At 37.2% G+C, this 16,527-nt stretch carries 14 protein-coding genes; 6 read left to right on the top strand and 8 right to left on the bottom strand.

All coding sequences use genetic code 11. From position 1 onward, the window contains the following. Positions 1–17 precede the first annotated feature (17 nt). The 3 genes from CH354_RS14705 to CH354_RS14695 form a co-directional block, all read right to left on the bottom strand. The gene (locus CH354_RS14705) at positions 18–1,433 is read right to left on the bottom strand and encodes an AMP-binding protein (RefSeq protein WP_100727940.1); all 1,416 of its coding nucleotides are present in this window, start codon (positions 1,431–1,433) and stop codon (positions 18–20) included. Between the two features lie 64 nt (positions 1,434–1,497). Continuing rightward, positions 1,498–3,261: an LruC domain-containing protein gene (locus CH354_RS14700; RefSeq protein ID WP_100727939.1), complete on the bottom strand. Its 1,764-nt coding sequence runs from the start codon at positions 3,259–3,261 to the stop codon at positions 1,498–1,500. Positions 3,262–3,429: 168 nt separating this feature from the next. After that, a complete protein-coding gene (locus tag CH354_RS14695) occupies positions 3,430–4,161 on the bottom strand; it encodes a ubiquinone/menaquinone biosynthesis methyltransferase (protein ID WP_100727959.1) in 732 nt (243 codons plus the stop codon). Between the two features lie 16 nt (positions 4,162–4,177). Here CH354_RS14695 and CH354_RS14690 point away from each other — a divergent pair, with 16 nt between their 5' ends. Both CH354_RS14690 and CH354_RS14685 read left to right on the top strand, forming a co-directional pair. Then, complete coding sequence (locus CH354_RS14690) at positions 4,178–4,642, top strand: MotA/TolQ/ExbB proton channel family protein (RefSeq protein ID WP_100716044.1); 465 nt, start codon at positions 4,178–4,180, stop codon at positions 4,640–4,642. Beyond that, positions 4,639–5,034 (top strand): ExbD/TolR family protein, encoded by a 396-nt coding sequence (locus tag CH354_RS14685; protein ID WP_100727938.1) that lies wholly within the window; start codon positions 4,639–4,641, stop codon positions 5,032–5,034. Before CH354_RS14690 ends, CH354_RS14685 begins: the two co-directional genes overlap by 4 nt. A 3-nt stretch (positions 5,035–5,037) precedes the next feature. On the opposite strand, the gene CH354_RS14680 is transcribed toward CH354_RS14685, so the two are convergent. Then, complete coding sequence (locus CH354_RS14680; RefSeq protein ID WP_100727937.1) at positions 5,038–7,032, bottom strand: PAS domain-containing sensor histidine kinase; 1,995 nt, start codon at positions 7,030–7,032, stop codon at positions 5,038–5,040. Then, positions 7,029–8,162, bottom strand: a complete 1,134-nt coding sequence (locus tag CH354_RS14675) for a PP2C family protein-serine/threonine phosphatase (protein WP_100727936.1) — start codon at positions 8,160–8,162, stop codon at positions 7,029–7,031. The genes CH354_RS14680 and CH354_RS14675 overlap by 4 nt, the downstream gene beginning before the upstream one ends. 73 nt (positions 8,163–8,235) lie before the next feature. On the opposite strand from CH354_RS14675, the gene dinB reads away from it, so the two are divergent. The 3 genes from dinB (at position 8,236) to CH354_RS14660 (ending at position 10,845) form a co-directional block, all read left to right on the top strand. After that, positions 8,236–9,312 carry a DNA polymerase IV gene (gene dinB / locus CH354_RS14670; protein WP_100727935.1) on the top strand — a complete coding sequence of 359 codons (1,077 nt, stop codon included), beginning with the start codon at positions 8,236–8,238 and terminating at the stop codon, positions 9,310–9,312. 3 nt (positions 9,313–9,315) lie between these two features. Next, positions 9,316–10,017, top strand: a complete 702-nt coding sequence (locus CH354_RS14665; RefSeq protein ID WP_100766527.1) for an alpha/beta hydrolase — start codon at positions 9,316–9,318, stop codon at positions 10,015–10,017. A 69-nt stretch (positions 10,018–10,086) separates the two neighbouring features. Then, the gene (locus tag CH354_RS14660; protein ID WP_100716045.1) at positions 10,087–10,845 is read left to right on the top strand and encodes a DUF547 domain-containing protein; all 759 of its coding nucleotides are present in this window, start codon (positions 10,087–10,089) and stop codon (positions 10,843–10,845) included. Positions 10,846–10,910: 65 nt separating this feature from the next. Here the strand turns inward: CH354_RS14660 and CH354_RS14655 are convergent, their stop codons facing one another. The 3 genes from CH354_RS14655 to CH354_RS14645 all read right to left on the bottom strand — a co-directional run bounded on the left by CH354_RS14655 (position 10,911) and on the right by CH354_RS14645 (position 14,901). After that, positions 10,911–11,327, bottom strand: coding sequence for an OsmC family protein (locus CH354_RS14655; RefSeq protein WP_100727933.1), 417 nt, complete (start codon positions 11,325–11,327; stop codon positions 10,911–10,913). Positions 11,328–11,372: 45 nt separating this feature from the next. Then, the gene (locus CH354_RS14650; RefSeq protein ID WP_100715895.1) at positions 11,373–12,008 is read right to left on the bottom strand and encodes a peroxiredoxin; all 636 of its coding nucleotides are present in this window, start codon (positions 12,006–12,008) and stop codon (positions 11,373–11,375) included. A gap of 121 nt (positions 12,009–12,129) precedes the next feature. Then, positions 12,130–14,901: an adenylate/guanylate cyclase domain-containing protein gene (locus tag CH354_RS14645; RefSeq protein ID WP_100727958.1), complete on the bottom strand. Its 2,772-nt coding sequence runs from the start codon at positions 14,899–14,901 to the stop codon at positions 12,130–12,132. A gap of 177 nt (positions 14,902–15,078) precedes the next feature. Here CH354_RS14645 and sthA point away from each other — a divergent pair, with 177 nt between their 5' ends. Continuing rightward, positions 15,079–16,482: a Si-specific NAD(P)(+) transhydrogenase gene (gene sthA, locus CH354_RS14640; RefSeq protein ID WP_100727932.1), complete on the top strand. Its 1,404-nt coding sequence runs from the start codon at positions 15,079–15,081 to the stop codon at positions 16,480–16,482. Positions 16,483–16,527 lie beyond the last annotated feature (45 nt).

The raw sequence follows: 16,527 nt of genomic DNA, 5'->3' as shown, positions 1-16,527 counted from the left end.
TCTTTCCCCATTTGTTTTCATTCTAATAAATACAGTTTTTCCCTGACATATTCTTCTAACCCAGACAAACTGAAGAAATAACCAGTTTGTTTATCTTCTTCTGGGATCGGATGGCCAATTTTTTTTTCCAATTTTAAAACGAGTTCGCTGAAGAGGATGGAATCCATCCCACAGTCATAAATGAAGTGTTGGTCTGGTTTTGGAACTGATCCCAATATTGATTTGAGTATTTCAGGGATTGTTGTTTCCGAATTGATGGTTTGAATGTTTTTTCCTTTTTCTTTTAGTGATTGGAGCCTAAGGAATTCTTCAAAACACAAACTTGTGATTTTGGAATAGTCAGTTTTCCCGTTTGGTAATTTTGGAATTTCTTTTTGTTTCACAATCACCCTTGGCACATGACTACTTGGGAGTTCACTCCGTAATGTCTTGTAGATGGTATCGATGGGTAATGAAGAGTTCGTAAATAATCCAATTGTATCACCTGTTTCATGATTCACTGGCACACAAAAAAATTGACCTTCGAGTCCTAAACCAAGAATCTCTGATTCAATTCGGTCCAATGACACTCGTTTCCCTTTGTGTTTGATAATCCGATCTTTCCTTCCTAAAAGATAAAAACCAAGTTCTGAATATTCTCCTAAATCCCCTGTTGCATAATATGAATTAGGTGGTAAAGAAGATAATACCCATTCACTGGATTGTAAGGAATAATATTGTTTTGAAACAAATGGACTTTTTACGAAAAGTTCCTCGTTTTCCTCTGAGCTTTGGAATTGAAATTCTACATTTGGCAAAAATTGGAATCTGTTTTGCCTGAGTGGGTCACGGTAACCCATTCCACCTGTTTCAGTGGACCCATAGATCTCAAGGATCGAAATCTCTGATTTTTCTCTCAGTTCCCGAGCAAGAGGTACTGGAAATTTCATCCCAGATACGATGGCTCGTTTAGGAAGTTGGTGCCCTTGTGATAATGCTAATTGTAACTGGGGGGCAGATGTAATGCAGAGAGTTGATTGCGAAGTTGTGAATCTATCCCCAAATACAATGGGTAAACCCAATTGTTTTGGAAGTAAAAATCCCCAAAGGAGTCCGTAGAGATGGCAAAAGGGGACTTGGACTTGGATTTCCTTGATCCCATTTAATAAACTTTGGATGTCTCTTTCGTTTGCCCAAACTTCAAGTTCTGATTGGATTTCATCCCACTCTTTCCATACTATTTTTGGGACTCCAGTGGATCCGGATGTCACTAAGCTAAACGAACGGTGGTTTGGTGTCTCTAAGACGGGAAGGGGGAATTGTTGGAATTGAGTTTCTAATTTCGTTCCTTTCCAAAGAGGATCCACAAGGATCGGATGGTGGGAATCTAGGTCTTTGAAAAAATTGCCAGATAAAAAGTAATCTTTGTCAGCGAACCGTAAAAGAGAGGCCATAAAACAAAAATCCTCCCCCCGTGGTTTCGGAGGAAGGATTTCTTTTGTTTAGGTAGAATTGTTTTTAAGCGGCTTTTGGATTTCCCATTTTACGTTTCATGAGAAAACCTAACGCAGCTCCTACGACGATGAGACTTGCTGATACTTCAAACGCATTCTTACGTACCGCTTTGATGAGGTAAGCAGTAAATCCGTTGTCTGTATAAAAATCACTCACTCTTACTACATAGGATGGACGGTTTGGTGCAGGGATTTGGTCGATATGTAAGTACCAATCTTTGTGAGCAACACCATTGGAATTCATCCAAGAGTTAAAGAAGATGTAACCAGAAGTAGATGGTTTGCGAATGTCAGCACCTTCTGTTGGGTGGTTGAAGACACCTGGAACGATGATGGCCCAAGGGAAACCATTTTTATCGAGGAAGGAATCTTTTCCTTTTGCATCTTTGAAGTAACCTGGACGGAAAATTTGTCTGAAAACACCGTCAGTTTTTTGGTTGATCGCAAGGAAGTAGTTTAGGTGTCCCCCAACTAAGTTCTTAGTTGCATTCAAATCCACTGGTTCTTCGAAGGTAATGGTAACTTGAGCAGTGACTCCTCTTACAAAGTCATTGATGGTAAAAGTTGATCCAGCAGCAGGAGCATTTTTCTTTCCAAATAATGTTTTATCAGAACTTGGGAGGAGTAATACACCACGTTTGAGTTGTGCTGGAGTTAATGTTCCACCAGTACAATCACCTGCAGTATTAGCAGTGTACTTCGGAGCAGAAGCACAACCATTCCATGGGTTTCCACTTCCATCTAGGTAACTGATTTGAACCGTTGCATTTGTTGGAACATCAAGTGAAAGTCTCAATTCATGATTGTAACCTGCACCTTTTGCAACATGTGTATAAGTTCCGCGAATGATTTTGACTTTGTTAGTTGGTGTTTTGTCCATCTCAGTACTGAAAACAGTTGAGTGGTCATTTAAGTCCGCATCACCTGCAGAAGGGAACATGTCCTCAAATGCAATTGTATAACGTCCAGATCTTGCAATGGTTGCTAAACTTGGATCATCTGGGAATTCGTCAAAATTGTTGGCAATCCCATCACAATCAGAGTCAACTGCTTGCACACAACCATTCACAGGTTGGAAATTTGTTGTATCTACATTGATCACAGGTGCTACAACAACAGTTCCCTCAGAATTGGAACCAGTTGCTGGTTGTTGTACTGGAGCTGATCCCACGATTTCTACAACTTCACCAGTTGTTGGGTTCACACCGACAACACTGATATCAACAGATACCACTGTAGGAGGAACACTGATTGGAATGGTGACTGAACCATTTCCGTCGGTAGTTCCAACTCCTACAACATTTGGTTCCCCTGTTGTGATGGATTCCGTCACAGTGACAGGAGCGTTGGTCACTGGACCTGCCTCATTCACAATCACAACTGTGACAGGTACTGTGATGTTTGTTTCAAAATTAAAATTTCCACCATTGGTTTGGTCCACCACAGTCGTTGTTGTTTCATTATTAACGGTTGTGGGAGCGGGTGTTGGCGCCGCTGGAGTTGGTGTTGGAGTGACTACGGAAGGAGTCTCGGAATTACTTGGTTCACCAGTGTTCGTATTGGCATCAGGAGTTGTGACTTGGCTTGGATCTGTTGTTTCCAATCCTACCACAGTAAAAGTTCCATCACCATCATTTGCAGAAGCCGTTGTGGCCTGTGTGGTTCCGTCGCCGAGCCCTAAAAAGGGGAGTAATAACATTCCTTTTTTCTTATTGGAGCAATCCAGAAGAAAGAGTGGAAGCACCAAAAGAATGATCCATCGATTCATATTTTTTTCCTACCTGTATAGGGGATTAAACGACAAATATTGAAAATAATCAACGCTTTTGCAAAAAAATTTAGGGAAATCCATGGGATTTCTGGGTAGAAGTACGAACAAGGATCAAAAAAAAGGACAATTTTTGAAACTGATCAGACATAATTGCTTAAAAAAACATCATTTCCCTTTTTTAGCGATATGGGCAACTGCATTTCCAAAAACAAAATTCTGGAAACGGACATCGCTAAACCCAACTTCTTTTAGGATGAGAGAAAGTGATTCTTGGTCGGGGTAAACTTTGGAAGAATGAGGGAGGTAATCAAACATTTCGTTTTGTTTCCCATACAACAAATACCCAAATAATGGTACAATTTTGAAAAAGTAAAAATCGGCAAAGAATTTCAGGAATTTGGGTCTCACACGACCAACATCCAAATTGACATACACTCCATCTTTCTTTAACACACGTTTGATCTCAAAAAGGCATTTTTTTAAATCGGAAACGTTTCTAAGTCCAAAACCCATTGTTACAATATCAAAACTGCCTTCTGGAAATTGTTTGAGGTCCATGGCATCTCCTACAATGAGTTTGACTTGTGTTTTTCCTTCTACTTTCGGGAAGGCATAGGATAACATCTGTTCTGAAAAATCGAGTCCTACCACCGTTTTAAGATGGGAATCCAAGGATAACCGATAAGTGATATCACCTGTGCCACAACATAGATCCAGTGCCGATGTTGCGTGAGGGACCTCTTTTTTTGCTTCCTTGACAACCCAATCCTTCCAGATTCGGTGTAGGAAAAAACTATTCCAATCATTGAATCTGTCGTAAGCTCTCGCGATTCCATCAAAGTTCTTTCTTACATATTCGGGTTTCTTTTCTTGGGAAGGCAGTTTGTATTGGTTCATAGAGGTCGATACATCCATGAATTGGACATTTTCAATTCCCGCAATTTTGATTTTTATTCTTCTTTTGGCTTTTTCGATGATTTCTTTGGCTTCTTTTTTACGATTGTTCCTTGGATTTCGAAAATTGGAAAAAAAGGAAACAAGAATGGACTGTTTTCCGAAAGAACCATCCGCCGATGAGTTAGATTTGTTTTTTTCTCCCTTAGAACGAACAAGCCATTGGTTTCCAACCATTGCTTCCTTAGCCATGTTACTTGGTTTGCTTGGAACAGTGATTGGGATCAACACTGCTTTTGGTGAAATGGAAGCCCAAAAAAAAGTAAGTTTGGAAGTATTGGCAGGTGGAATCAAAGATGCATTGAATACGACAATAGCAGGGTTACTAGTCGCCATTCCTTCATTATTTTTCCATCGAATCATTGAGAATAAAATTCTATATGTATCGGAACTGATTGCAAAAGACCATACCAAAACAAAATGAAACTCAGAAAACCGAAACAAGAATCAAGTATTGATATAAGTAGTTTGATTGATGTTTTGTTTATCCTATTAATCTTTTTAATGTTAGCTGTTCGATTTTCAGAACCAACTTCTTCCCTATCGTTGGATTTACCTAAATCAAAAACAGAAAGTATTGGAAATGAAACCTATGCTTTCAAAATCCAAATTAAATCTAATGGTGAACTGTATAAGAATGATAGTAAAATGGATATGAATACATTTTTACAAACCTTAGAGATCAATTCTGATCCAAACAAAACTGTCAGTTTAGAAGTAGACCAACACATAGAATTTGGAACATTTGTGAAGGTCACAGACATTTTAAAACAGAACAATTATCAAAAAATAGAGATCAAAACAGAAAAACAATAATCTTTATAGGGAAGAAGATTGGACCAAATCGATTAAAAATTTGTATCGTTTGTTCTTAACTTTTTCCAGTAAAATTGTTTTCCCTTTTGCTTCTGAAGGAATTTTACCTAAAAGTTGTAATAATTGGCCAAAGTTTTGGATTTTGATCAATTGTAAAATCTCATTTCTAAACTGATTCTCTTCTGAATTTAAGAAGTCCTGTACAAATTCTTTTTCCTTCTCATCAACCTTCGTAATATGCCAAACTTCTTTAGAATTTGTTGGGCCAATTTTTGATTTCTGAATGAGATCATTTGGAATTTCAATCAATCGTAAAAGAGGTAATTCAAATACAAAAGTAGATCCTTGGTTCAACTCACTATCTACTTGTATGGTTCCTCCTAAAAAATCAACTAATTGATGTGAGATGGAGAGACCAAGCCCTGTTCCCTCTTGGTAGGAACTACCTTGTTCAGTTTGTTGGAAAGCTTCAAAAATAGAATGGAGTTGGTCTTTTGGGATTCCAATTCCAGAGTCTTTTACGGTAAAACAAACCAAATCAATATTAGGTTCCAATCCTTGTTTAATTTGGATTTCCAAATTCACAAATCCTTGGTTTGTAAATTTTAATGAATTGCCTAGTAAATTGACTAATATTTGTCTAATTTTTTGTAGGTCTGCTTCATAAAATCGATTTTCTATTGTTTCTGGTTTTAGCAGTTCGAAATGAATTTGTTTTTCTGCAAATCGATATGAAAACATTGAAAACAATGTGTCCCATAGTTGCACTAAAGAAAATTTTTCTCTAGTTTCTGTCATCTTACCAGCTTCAATTTTAGAAAGATCTAATATATCATTGATCATTCCTAATAAATGTACACCATTTTCGTATAAAGAATTTACATAACCTTTTAAGTGGTCAGGTAAATTTGGATCCTTTTCTAGGATTTGTGAAAACCCAATGACTGCATGTAATGGTGTACGAAGTTCATGTGTAATTTTAGAAAAAAATACAGATTTTGATTGGTTTGCTTTGATTGCTGCTTCGACTGCTTTTTGGAGTCGTTTATTTTGCAGTTGGATTTTTTGAGAATAATCATTTAATTTATCTTCCGCAAGTTTCCGGTCGGTGATATCAAACACAGTTGATTTGCTGATGACAAAATTTCCATTTTTATCATATGTCGGCATAGAGTTTAAACTCACAAAAAAAGTAGATTTATCTTTTCTAACAAACTCTAATTCAACCCCAGTTAATGTTTCATGAGGGAAGGAGTGAATGATTTGTTGGAATTTTTCGAAACTACTAGGTGTTAATAAATCATTAATTCGGAAGTTGCCAACAATTTCTTCTCTAGAATATCCTAACCAGTCCAATTCAGTATCATTGATTGACACTAAAATATTGTCTTTGTCGAGAGAGTGATAACCGCAAGGAGCATTGTTATATAAATCTAAAATCCGTTCATAGGATTTCATTAAGTTCTCTTCGGCGATTTTCCTGTTAGTGATATCGATCCCTATCGATAACACTTCGTGTGGATAACCAAATTCGTTTTTTAAAATTCGATTGGACCAAGTAACTGTACGTTTATCATCTAAACCCACATACACATCAAATTCTTGGCGAATGTTTTGTTCTGGACGATGAAAGATATTCCACAATAAAGATTTGATTTCATTTGATTTTTCAAATGGTATCCGAAACAAATCCAAGACTAAATCTTTTCCCTCAGCTTTGTCTTTTGCCATTTGGAAAAATTCTTCAGCGTAGGGATTTACAGAATGGATGCGAAAATCAGGACTCCAACGAATGATGATTGAATTTGCGGTATCGTATATATCTTGGTATTGTTTTTCTTTTTCGCGAATGACTCTTTCAATTTCTTCAGCATTGATTAAATTCTTTCGGAATAAAATTTTCCTTAGTTTTTTTTCCCTCCTGTATGCATTATGATAAAAGTATGCAAAATACAAAAGGGTAGAAGCAATTCCAATGGATATGATTTGTTCTATCATTTTACTTCAAGTAATAACATTGTCATATCATCTGCAACTTTTCCTTCGGAATACTTTAGCACTTCTTCCGAAATCGAATCTAAAAATTGTTGAGCTGGTAAATTGAGATTTTTTTCAACAAGTTCCGAAAATTTTTGGTCTCCTAAATATTCTTCTTTTTCATTTGGTACTTCAAACATACCATCTGAAAATAAAAACAATCGATCACCGGATTGTAGTATGATGTCTTCATTACTTGTATTCAACTGATCTGGGAACATCATTAGACAAAAACCTTTTGTACCCAATTTTTGAATATTTCCTTTTCGAAGTAAAAACATGTTATGGTGGCCTGCCATCGAATAAGAAAGTAAGTTTTCCTCTGCACGGTAACGAATATAGATAGCACTGATGAAATGTGTACTAATTAAGGGAGTGAGTGTGTTGTGAATCCAATATAAACATTCGCTAGGTGACAAAAATGATTTGTTCATTGTTTTGAATGTTATGATTGCCATTAGAGATACCATTGCCGCGGCGATGCCATGACCAGTTACATCACCAAATAATATATCCAAATCTCCTGAAGGAAGGACATCGTAGGTAATCAAATCCCCACCAACTAAATCCATAGGTTTATAGGATGTATAAATTTCATACAAGGGAGATGGAGGGAATTGAAATGTTACCAGTTTTTCTTGGTTTGTTTTTGCTAACTCCAAATCTTTTTGAATGGCATACAATAAATCAATCCGTTCCTTTTCTAACGTTTTGATTTTGAGATGGGTTCGAATCCTTGCTAAAATTTCTGATTCCTGGAATGGTTTTGTGATGTAGTCAACAGCTCCCGTTTCTAAACCATTAACAATATCACTTGTTTCATTTAAAGCTGAGAGAAAAAGGATAGGTGTATTTTTATGACGTTCCATCGTCAAAAGTCGTTTTGCCACTTCGAGTCCGCTAATTCCTGGCAATAATATGTCGAGTAATATCAGATCAAAATCCAAAACATCCGCAAGTTCTAAGGCATACTCTCCATCGTACGCAACAGCAACTTCATAACCTTGGCCTAGTAAAATATGGGTGATGATTTCCATATTGGTTTCATTATCATCAACGACTAAAATTTTTGCGGCTAATTTAGAATTCACTATGCAAAAAGGATGATTTACAAAAAACTTTTGGCAAGGTTTTTTTAGGAGATAAAAATTCTCTCCAAATCAAATGAGAAAGATCATCCACATTGATATGGATGCATTTTATGCATCAGTTGAACAACGTGATTTCCCCGAAATGAGAGGGAAACCAGTGGTTGTTGGTGGATCTCCTCATTCTAGGGGAGTGGTTTGTGCTGCCAGTTACGAAGCTAGAAAATTTGGAATCCGATCAGCGATTTCATGTTACCAAGCACACAAACTTTGTCCTGATGCAATTTTTACCCCTCCACGATTTGATGTATATAGATCAGTTTCAAAAGAAATTCGTAGGATCTTTATGGAATATACTGATTTAGTTGAACCATTGTCCTTAGATGAAGCATATTTAGATGTAACAACTAACAAACTAGAAATTCCACTTGCCAGTACAATTGCCAAAGAAATCCGAAAAAAGATTTGGGAAAACACTGGGCTCACTTGTTCTGCAGGAGTTGCAACAAACAAGTTTTTGGCGAAGATGGCTTCGGAAAAAAACAAACCAAATGGATTGTATGTTGTTTTACCAGGAGAAGAAATTTCTTTCTTAGATGAATTACCCCTTTATCAATTTTTTGGAATTGGGAAAAAAACTTTTGAAAAACTCCAACAATTAGGTTTTTCAAAAGGAAAGGATTTGAGAATGGCAGAGGAATCATTTCTTGTCCATGAATTTGGAAAAATGGGAGCTGTATTTTATCGAATGGCAAGGGGAATTGATGAAAGAGAAGTCATCCCTTTTCGTGATCCAAAATCCATTGGTGTGGAAACCACTTTCACTCATGATTCAGAGGATTTTTCTTATTTTTTACTCAAATTGGAATCTCTCGCAAAAGAACTTGAAATGAGGATGTTGAAAAAAAACAAAAAAGGTAAAACTCTTACCTTGAAAGTAAAATTTGAAGATTTTACAGTAAAACAAAAATCAATTACTTCTGACGTTGTTTTCTTCTTGGCAGACAACCTTTTCCAACAATCCTCGAACATGTTGGCAAATGTTTGGAAAGATAATTTTGATCCTCCTAAAAAAATTAGACTTTTGGGACTATCAGTTACCAATTTTTATGAAAAAGACACTTCGGAAGACCAACCTTCCTTATTCGGGTAATATATGTTAGATGATGAAAACGATTTAGAATCTTTAGGACCATTAAAGGTATTGAGAGTCAAAGGGGATCCTGATGCACCTACAGTAGTTTTATTTCATGGTTATGGTGCGAGTGCATTTGATTTATTCCCAATCCATGAAGTTCTTGTCACAGACCAAAAATTCAATTGGGTTTTTCCACATGGCCATTTGAGTATTCCACTAATGCCCGGGTATTCGGGACGTGCCTGGTTCCCCATTGATATGGCCGCCTTAGAAGAAGCGATACGCAAGAATGATTTTCGAAATTTTGCAGACAAAGACCCAGAAGGTATGGATATCCCGAGAGCTTCCGCCTATTTGATGTTAGAAGCATTGGGTGTCCCATGGAATCAATTGATCTTAGGTGGTTTTTCGCAAGGAGCAATGCTTGCTACTGATATTACACTCCGAAATGAACTAATGTCCAAAGGTTTAATGATCCTTTCTGGAGCCTTAGTCAATGAATCTCTTTGGAAAGATTTGGCACCTAAAAAATCTAACCTAAGGTTTTTCCAATCTCATGGTGAATACGATCCTATTTTAGGTTATGCCAATGCGAAAAAGTTGGAAAAATTACTTCGAGGTTCAGGTTTGTTAGGAGAGTTCATCTCTTTTCCTGGAGGACACGAGATTCCGGCTCCTGTGGTACAAGGAATTAGCCGTTATCTGAATAGTTTATCCTAATTCTAGGGCAAACTTAAAAATTGAAGTGTCAATGAGGGAACAGGTCTGTCTAAGTTCTGGATGGTTGATATGAAACATTATTTTGCACTCGTTTTCGTTCTGGGGATGTCCCAATCGTTAATTGCACAGAACTTTGATCACAAACATAGTGTTTGGGACTTGTTACTCAAAAAACATGTCAAAAACGGACTTGTCTCTTACAAAGGATTTATCTCTGACTCATCCCAATTGAATGGATACCTTGACCAACTAACAAAAGTTTCTGATAGTCAATACCAATCCTTCTCTGAAAAAGAAAAACTCAGTTTTTTGATCAACGCTTACAATGCTTTTACAGTAAAACTGATTGTGGACCATTACCCAGTGGACAGTATCACCGACATTGGATCGCCTATTTCTAAAATCAATTTGGCGAGAGGGATTCCTTGGAAAAAAGAATTTTTTAGCCTACTTGGGAAATCCAGACACCTAGATTGGATTGAACATGAAAAACTGAGAAAAGATTTTATGGAACCAAGGATCCATTTTGCGATTGTATGTGCTTCCATTGGATGCCCGATTTTACAATCCGAAGCTTACACACCTACTTATTTAGAAAAACAATTACAAACTGCAAAACTAACATTCTTAAAAAACCCTAAGAAAAATTCTTATGATAAGAATACAAATACCTTGTATCTAAGTAAGATATTCAACTGGTTCCAACCTGACTTCACCAAAAAAATGTCACTCATCCAATTTGTACAAGATGGATTTGAAGATACGATCAAACCTGATGCCAAAATCATTTACAATGAATACAATTGGGATCTGAACGAGTTAAAATAAAGTCCTAATTCGATCACTTAAGATTTAAGATCGAAAGTTTTGATGATGAATTGGTTCTGTAAATTTTATGAGACCAATTTTAGTTCGTAGGTGATCGTTGCGGTTTTCTCCAAGGTTTTAGCTACGGAACAATACTTTTCTAAACTCAAATCAATTGCTCGTTTCACTTGTGCTTCTTGGAATTCTCCTTTTACATAAAATTTCATATGAATTTTTTTAAAGAGACTGGCTTCTTCTACTTTTTCACGGTCTGCTTCCACATCCACTGAATAGTCTTTCACTTCAATGCGGTATTTGTTTAAGATCATGATGACATCAATGCTACTACAACCAGCAAGTCCCATGATGAGAAGTTCCATTGGCCTGGGACCAGAATTTTTACCACCAATTTCAGGTGAGGCGTCGATCCGAATGGAATTACCAGACTCGTTAGTAGCTTCTAAAACAAAGGGGGATTCAATACGTTTTAAATGAATGTGCATAAATCATGTACCACAAAGGCGGGGTTTTGCCCCGCCACTTTTCCACTATTTATTCGGTTGTGGTGTGTAACGTAAATAAGGTTTGATTGTGCGAAACCCTTTTGGGAATTTTTTCTTTGCATCCTCATCGGACACTGATGGAACGATGATTGTATCCTCTCCGTCTTTCCAGTTTGCAGGAGTTGCCACACTGAATTGAGAAGTGAGTTGTAAAGAATCAATAACCCGAAGTAACTCATCAAAATTTCTTCCAGTGGAAGCTGGGTATGTAAGAGTGAGTTTTACTTTTTTATCTGGTCCTACAACAAACACAGATCGAACGGTAGTTGTCTCACTAGCATTTGGGTGGATCATATCATATAAATTAGAAACTTTTTTATCAGCATCTGCAATGATTGGGTAATTTACTTTTGTATTTTGTGTTTCGTTGATATCAGAAATCCAACCTTTATGGCTGTCCACAGGGTCAACGGAAAGTGCAATTACTTTCACATTTCTTTTTTCAAACTCAGGTTTGATTTTCGCCACATAACCTAACTCAGTTGTACAAACTGGAGTGTAGTCTTTTGGATGAGAAAATAAAATCCCCCAACTTTGTCCTAAATATTCATGGAAGTCAATTTTACCTTCCGAAGTTTCCGCTTGGAAATTGGGTGCTTCATCGCCGAGTCTTAGTGCCATCTCGTGTTTCTCCTATATGGGTCAGATACTTCCCAATATTGAAACTGCACCTGCAAAAGCAAGAAAAATATACAATTTATTGGACGCTTTGTCTATTTTAGCAGAAAATTCTAGGTGTTTTCTACTTTTTAGTCCTTGTAAACGAACCGTCCCAATCCAATTCCGGAGGTGTTTCGATATAGTATTGGCATCGTTCCAAGAGAAGTTTACATGCTTCATCCTGAGAAGACTGATATAAAGTCTCAAACTGCCGTTTTGCTTCCGGAAATTTACGATTAAAATAAGAGAATAGAGCTGTTTCGTAGGCATTCACGAATTTTTTGTCTTCTTCTGTCTCTTCTCCCTTTTTGCATCTCACTTCATACAGAGTGACCGGTTTTGATTTTCCTTTCACACGCACTGTATCTAGTTTTCGGGTGAAAAAATGATCTTTGATTTCATCATGTACAAATTCTGAAACGAGGATACAGACCCCATAATCCTTACCAGCGGCTTCAAGCCTTGCTGCTAGGTTGACTGTGTCTCCCATCATGGTATAGGAAGCGAGAGCATCGGTCCCCATAAAACCCACTTTCGCATAACCCATGTTAAGTCCAATTCGGAATTTCATATCATGAGCTTCTGGAATATAAGCGTTATTTTGGATCCATTCCTTTTTGAGACCTTCTAATTTGTCTCTCATTTCCACACTAGCAGATACTGCTTTTAAACAGTGGTTTTCAACATCAAGTGGTGCATTAAAAATTCCAACGATGGCATCCCCAATGTACTTATCCAAAACTCCATCATGTTGTTTTAGAATCAGAGTCATTGCTGAAAGGTATTCATTGAGTAGGTCAGCAAGTTCCTTTGAATTTAGTTTTTCAGAAATGGTACTAAAACCTGCAATGTCAGAGAAAAAAGCTGTGATCACTTTTTCACTTCCTTGTTTTAATTTTTCCAAATCTTTTAATGCTTCTCCCACAACAACAGGGTCCACCATACTTCCTAAAACCCCTCGCATTTTTTCTCTTTCTTTGAGCCCTGAAACCATTTGGTTTAAAGCAACGGTAAGATTTCCAAATTCGTCATTCCCACCATCATCAAAATGTACATGTAAATTCCCTTGGCCTACATCTTCTGCACTTCGTATGATTTTACGTATCTTTTGTACAACAACACCAGAGATAAAAATCGCAAATAAAATCGCGACCATACAAATTGTGATCGCAGTGAATACAATTTGGTTTCGATTGTCTTTGATGGCACGGATACCATCTGTTCGGTCCACTAACGTTCGAATAAGTCCCGAAAAATTATCACGTAAGACCATCAACGGAACATTCTCAGCTTCTAATAAATGTGTTCCATCTAACTTCCACATAATTTCTTCAGATTCACTTCTGGAATGGCCAAAACTTCCATCCGGGAAGAGTTTCTTTAATTCTTTTGTGGGCGTTTCTTGTTCTGCAGTGATGATCCATTTCCGAATGGCTTTCCAACGATTGCGTTGTTCCTCTCTCGCTTCTGGGTCTTGGTAGTATTTTTCATACTCTAAAGGATCCGTTTTAAACTTTAAGAGTACCCAATCTTCTAAGGTTACATCACGTAAACTTCGAAGGGACTCGATTTTTTCCTCTAATTCATTGGGAATTGGATACCGCAATGAAACTTCGTCATATATTTTTTCTCTACCAGTTACCAGTTCATTGTACGATTTATAATAACTTGTAAATAATTTGTCTTTAGCAGGTGGAATAGGTGGCTTTGCATTTTTTAAGTATTGAATTCTTTCTCTTAATTTTGGGATGAGTTGGGAAAGTTCATTGGTGATTCGGTAATCTTCTTTGATCACCTCTCGATAGTCACCTAATTTTGATTTGATGCCAATTAGGTTAAAGGCACGTTTGGTAGAGTTTTGATGGCGGAATAGGGGAGAATGCAGTGCTTGGATTTCTCTATCTCTCCACTCATAAACATACTGTTTTTCGTTTTCTTCAACCGATGTGATATCATCAGAAAGTTTTTGGAAAGAATCGACCAAACTACTTTCCATTTGGTCAAAATGATCTATTTTTGCTAATGGAGATGTATTATCAATAATCTGAGTGTCAAATGAGGCAATAGAAGTTTCCCCTTGGATCATTGCTGAAATAGGGAATGTTTGGATTCGGAATAATTTTGTATCGAGACCTAATTCTTCTAATTTTCTCTTTTTGGAGTCCGCATAAAACTTTGCAATGAACAGATCCAGTTTGGATTTATGATTTCGAATTTCCTTCTTAATGTTTTTGATATCGAGTTCCCATTTTGATTTTGCTTCATTTTCCTCGGGAGTAGGTTGTTTGATGATATCTAAATACTTTTCTTCATTTTTTACATACGCTGCTGCAAGATTGACTAATGTATTCCAATCTCGTTCGCTGATATTACGATTGGATGCTTCTCTTAGTTGTTGTCGAATTTCTCTTTCTAACATTGTTACATCATCTTTGGTTAAGTAGACCGAAAAGAATGTATCAAATTTCTTAAGAACTTTGGATGAACCTAGGGAACCAAATAAATTGGTTTTGAATCCAAAAACGGAAACCGTTTTTTTCTTGGTAACAAGTTTTGCTGTTTGGTATTTTTTTAATTCTTCCTGCTGTTTTTCAATCCGCGATTTGAACTCTTCAATGCGGATTAAATTTTGAGAGATAGATTCAATCTCCATCACAAGTCCTGCGATAAAGTTCTTTGAAACAGCGGCTTGTTTCTCATAACTTTCGGAAAGGATCGCTGTTTGTTGGCGGACGGTGATGATGGACAAAAGTAAAATGGTTAAGGCTATCAGAGTTCCAGTAAACCAAGCAAGTTTTGCACGAATCCCTTCCGATAGGATCTTCCAAAGGGATAACAATCCCGACTGAATCATTTTTAAAAATTCCATAGGCTCTTCATAATAATAAAAAGGCAAAATGCAATTGCAAGATTTTTTGTCTTTCGACTCTAAGTTTGTTAGGTGAAGGAAACAAATGAATCCTACCCGAATCGATTCAATCAGCATTTTTGCTTGCTATTTTTCACTTTCTCGGTAGCGTTCTTTTATCCAATGTCTATCAATCGATTTGATTTAATCGCTATCGGGGGCGGTCCTGCCGCTCAAAAAGCTGCTATCCAAGCAAGTAAACTCGGCAAAAAGGCTGCTATCATTGAAAAAGATCCTTATTTAGGTGGTGGTTGTGTCCATTGGGGGACAATTCCCTCCAAATCTCTCCAGGAAACTAGCCGGTTTTACAGGAACTTAAAACTTTCCAATCTACACGGATTACAATCCCCTCAAACAACACAACTCACCCTCCAAGAGTTAATGTTTCGTGCCTCAACTGTCATCGAAAAAGAAGAAGATGTGACCAGGGAACAAATGATCCAAAACCGAGTCACAACTCTCACGGGTTGGGGGAAAATTGTAGATCCAAACCAAGTCGAAGTAACGGACTCGGCAGGTAGGAAAAAAGTTTACGAAACGGAAAACATTCTCATCGCAACTGGCAGTAGCCCAAGAAGACCGTCGAATGAAAACATTCCATTTGAAGAAGGATTAGTTTACGATAGCGATGGTTTGTTTGCGATGAAAAAGATGCCAAGCACATTAGCTGTGATTGGTGCAGGTATCATTGGTTCCGAGTATGCTACAATTTTTGCTCATATTGGAGTCAAAGTCCACCTATTTGATTCACAAAATCGAATCTTGGGTTTTTTAGATGAAGATATATCCAATGAAATGACTCGGATCATGCAAAATGCAGGTATCCAAATCCATGTCGATTCATCGATCACCAATTATAAAAAAATTTCCGATGAAGAAGGATTTGAGCTTACAACAAACAAAGGTGAGGTGGTGAGAGTCAACCAAGTCCTAATTTCACGTGGGAGACTTGGGAATGTTGATAACCTTGGACTGGAATCTGTAGGGATCATACCAAATGACAGAAAACAAATCCAAGTGAATGAAAATTACCAAACCAATGTACCTTCGATTTACGCTTGTGGAGATGTAATTGGATTTCCAAGTTTAGCATCAGTATCTATGTACCAAGGTGCTTATGTCGCAAAACATATGTTTGGTCACCCTTCAGTTCCTGTTGATGCAGAAGAATTCCCAATTGGAATTTATACACTACCAGAAATTGCAACCATTGGTCCCACAGAAGAAGCTTTGAAAAAACGAGGAGTTTCCTATGGAGTTGGTCTTGCAAAATTTGATACAATTACTAGGGCTCAAATTAGTGGTGACCAAGTTGGATTACTCAAAATCCTATTTGATAAACATTCGAGGCGAGTTCTTGGTGTTCATATCATTTCAGACAAAGCAACAGAACTCATAGCTCTTGGACAATGTGTTGTGAACCTGAAAGCACCCATTGAGTATTTCACCGAACATATTTTTAATTACCCAACAATGATTGGTGCCTATAAAAATGCTGCCAATGATGCCCTTTTGCGCGAAAAATAATCTGAGTTTTTGAGAATTGGAGGTCCCCCAATTGTTTTCTTTTAC

This window comes from Leptospira levettii (genome assembly GCF_002812085.1).
GTDB lineage: Bacteria > Spirochaetota > Leptospiria > Leptospirales > Leptospiraceae > Leptospira_A > Leptospira_A levettii.
The sequence above is the reverse complement of the archived record's forward strand: the minus strand, read 5'-3'. Positions and strand labels throughout refer to the sequence as shown.

What these genes read in the sequence shown, in the direction of transcription:
- CH354_RS14705 (WP_100727940.1), bottom strand. Translation starts at nt 1,433, where the DNA reads ATGGCCTCTCTTTTACGGTTCGCTGACAAAGATTACTTTTTATCTGGC.
- CH354_RS14700 (WP_100727939.1), bottom strand. Translation starts at nt 3,261, where the DNA reads ATGAATCGATGGATCATTCTTTTGGTGCTTCCACTCTTTCTTCTGGAT.
- CH354_RS14695 (WP_100727959.1), bottom strand. Translation starts at nt 4,161, where the DNA reads ATGAACCAATACAAACTGCCTTCCCAAGAAAAGAAACCCGAATATGTA.
- CH354_RS14690 (WP_100716044.1), top strand. Translation starts at nt 4,178, where the DNA reads ATGAATTGGACATTTTCAATTCCCGCAATTTTGATTTTTATTCTTCTT.
- CH354_RS14685 (WP_100727938.1), top strand. Translation starts at nt 4,639, where the DNA reads ATGAAACTCAGAAAACCGAAACAAGAATCAAGTATTGATATAAGTAGT.
- CH354_RS14680 (WP_100727937.1), bottom strand. Translation starts at nt 7,032, where the DNA reads ATGATAGAACAAATCATATCCATTGGAATTGCTTCTACCCTTTTGTAT.
- dinB (WP_100727935.1), top strand. Translation starts at nt 8,236, where the DNA reads ATGAGAAAGATCATCCACATTGATATGGATGCATTTTATGCATCAGTT.
- CH354_RS14665 (WP_100766527.1), top strand. Translation starts at nt 9,316, where the DNA reads ATGTTAGATGATGAAAACGATTTAGAATCTTTAGGACCATTAAAGGTA.
- CH354_RS14660 (WP_100716045.1), top strand. Translation starts at nt 10,087, where the DNA reads ATGAAACATTATTTTGCACTCGTTTTCGTTCTGGGGATGTCCCAATCG.
- CH354_RS14655 (WP_100727933.1), bottom strand. Translation starts at nt 11,327, where the DNA reads ATGCACATTCATTTAAAACGTATTGAATCCCCCTTTGTTTTAGAAGCT.
- CH354_RS14650 (WP_100715895.1), bottom strand. Translation starts at nt 12,008, where the DNA reads ATGGCACTAAGACTCGGCGATGAAGCACCCAATTTCCAAGCGGAAACT.
- CH354_RS14645 (WP_100727958.1), bottom strand. Translation starts at nt 14,901, where the DNA reads ATGATTCAGTCGGGATTGTTATCCCTTTGGAAGATCCTATCGGAAGGG.
- sthA (WP_100727932.1), top strand. Translation starts at nt 15,079, where the DNA reads ATGTCTATCAATCGATTTGATTTAATCGCTATCGGGGGCGGTCCTGCC.